This window comes from Allobosea sp. CER48, assembly GCF_044752385.1.
Classification (GTDB): domain Bacteria; phylum Pseudomonadota; class Alphaproteobacteria; order Rhizobiales; family Beijerinckiaceae; genus Allobosea.
This window is the reverse complement of sequence record NZ_JBIWYK010000498.1, coordinates 1-2143: the sequence shown is the minus strand read 5'-3', so window position 1 is coordinate 2143 and position 2143 is coordinate 1. Positions and strand designations below refer to the sequence as shown.

Here is a 2143-nt window from a genome sequence, read left to right as displayed (position 1 = left end):
CGGGGGGAGCGTCGCCGACGGTCAGAGCACGGCGAGCAGCACGCCGATCCACATCCCGAAGAGTGCGATGACGCCGATGCCGTAGACGGCGCCGCGCAGCGGCAGCTTGTTAGGTCCGATATGGATGAGGGTGTGGATCACGCGCGTGGCGACATAGAGCCAGGCGAGCACGGCCATCGCATAGCCGGTGGCACCGACCTCCATCGCGAGCATGATGAGCGCGAAGAAGACGACCGGCGTCTCGAACTGGTTGGAGAAATTCGCCGAGGCGAGTCGGGCAGGGGCCGGGTAGCGCTCGGTCGAGAGGGAGACGTCGCTCGTCTTGACCGCGCCCGACGCGAAGGCGTCCTTGCGGCGAAGCATCAGGATGACCGCGACGACGAAGATCCAGAGGATCATCGCCAGCGCGGGATAGATCAGCTTGAGTGTCATGGTTGTGCGTCGCCTCGTGTCAGCCCGGCCCTGAAAGTGCGGGCCAGTGCTGCACGAAGCTTGCGCCGACTCAAGACCGGGTCGGGTAGTTCGGGCTCTCGCGCACGATCGTCACGTCATGGACATGGCTCTCGCGCAGGCCGGCGCTGGTGATGCGGATGAAGCGGGCCTTGTTGCGATAGTCCTCGAGAGTGCGGCCGCCGACATAACCCATGGCGGCGCGCAGGCCGCCGGCGAGCTGGTGGAGCACGCTCGAGACCGGGCCCTTGTAGGCGACCTGTCCCTCGATGCCTTCCGGCACGAGCTTCAGCGAATCCTTGATGTCCTGCTGGAAGTAGCGATCGGCCGAGCCGCGCGCCATCGCGCCGACCGAACCCATGCCGCGATAGGCCTTGTAGGAGCGGCCCTGGTACAGGAAGGTCTCGCCGGGTGTCTCGTCGGTGCCGGCGAGCAGGGAGCCGACCATCGCGCAGGATGCGCCGGCGGCGAGCGCCTTGGCGAGGTCGCCGGAGTACTTGATGCCGCCATCGGCTATGACCGGAACACCCGCCTTCGACGCGGCCGAAGCGGCGTCCATGATTGCGGTGAGCTGCGGCACGCCGACGCCCGCGACGATGCGGGTGGTGCAGATCGAGCCCGGGCCGATGCCGACCTTGACCGCGTCGGCGCCGGCATCGATCAGGGCCTGGGCCCCCCCGGCGGTGGCGATGTTGCCGGCGATGACCTGGACCGAGTTGGAGAGCTTCTTCACGCGGCTGACGGCGTCGAGGACCTTGGACGAATGGCCGTGGGCGGTATCGACGACGATCAGGTCGACGCCGGCGTCGATCAGCATCTCCGAGCGCTCGAAGCCCTGGTCGCCGGTCGTGGTCGCGGCGGCGACCAGCAGGCGGCCCTGCGCGTCCTTGGCGGCATTGGGGTGGGCGACCTGCTTCTCCATGTCCTTGACGGTGATCAGCCCGATGCAGCGGTAGTGATCGTCGACGACGAGGAGCTTCTCGATGCGGAACTGGTGCAGCAGGCGCTTGGCCTCCTCGGGGCTGACGCCCTCGCGCACCGTGATCAGGCGTTCCTTGGTCATCAGCTCCGAAACCGGCTGGGCCGGATTGGCGGCGAAGCGGACGTCGCGGTTGGTCAGGATGCCGACCAGCTTGCCCTTGTGCCCCTGCGGGCCGCGCTCGACGACCGGGATGCCGGAAATGCCGTTGTTCTTCATGAGGGCCAGCGCGTCGGCCAGCGTCTCGTCGGGATGGATCGTGATCGGGTTCGCGATCATCCCCGACTCGAACTTCTTGACCAGCCGTACCTGCGCAGCCTGCTGATCGGCTTCGAGATTGCGATGGATGACGCCGAGGCCGCCGGCCTGCGCCATTGCGATCGCCATGCGCGCCTCCGTCACCGTATCCATCGCGGAGGCGATGATGGGCAGGTTCAGCGAGATCGATTTCGTGAGCTTGGTGCGGATGTCGACATCCGACGGCATGACCTCGGACGGGCCGGGCTCAAGCAGCACGTCGTCGAAGGTGAAACCGTCGCGAATCAGACCGTCGAGGGAAAGCGTCATCGTCAACTCCGACGCCGGGTGGAACCGGCTTTCCAGGGGAGGCAGGGCGAGAAGCCCGATGCCGAGTTGACGAGGCCCGTTAGCATGCGCCCGGCGGCTTCGCTAGTCCGCAGGGCGGATTCTTTTGCAGTGCAGAAACGGCATCGA

At 66.8% G+C, this 2143-nt stretch carries 2 protein-coding genes; both read right to left on the bottom strand.

What is annotated here, in order from left to right:
• Positions 1 to 21 precede the first annotated feature (21 nt).
• The gene (locus ACIPIA_RS14815; protein WP_400510651.1) at positions 22 to 432 is read right to left on the bottom strand and encodes an MAPEG family protein; all 411 of its coding nucleotides are present in this window, start codon (positions 430 to 432) and stop codon (positions 22 to 24) included.
• Between the two features lie 70 nt (positions 433 to 502).
• Positions 503 to 1996: an IMP dehydrogenase gene (gene guaB / locus ACIPIA_RS14810; protein ID WP_400510649.1), complete on the bottom strand. Its 1494-nt coding sequence runs from the start codon at positions 1994 to 1996 to the stop codon at positions 503 to 505.
• Positions 1997 to 2143 lie beyond the last annotated feature (147 nt).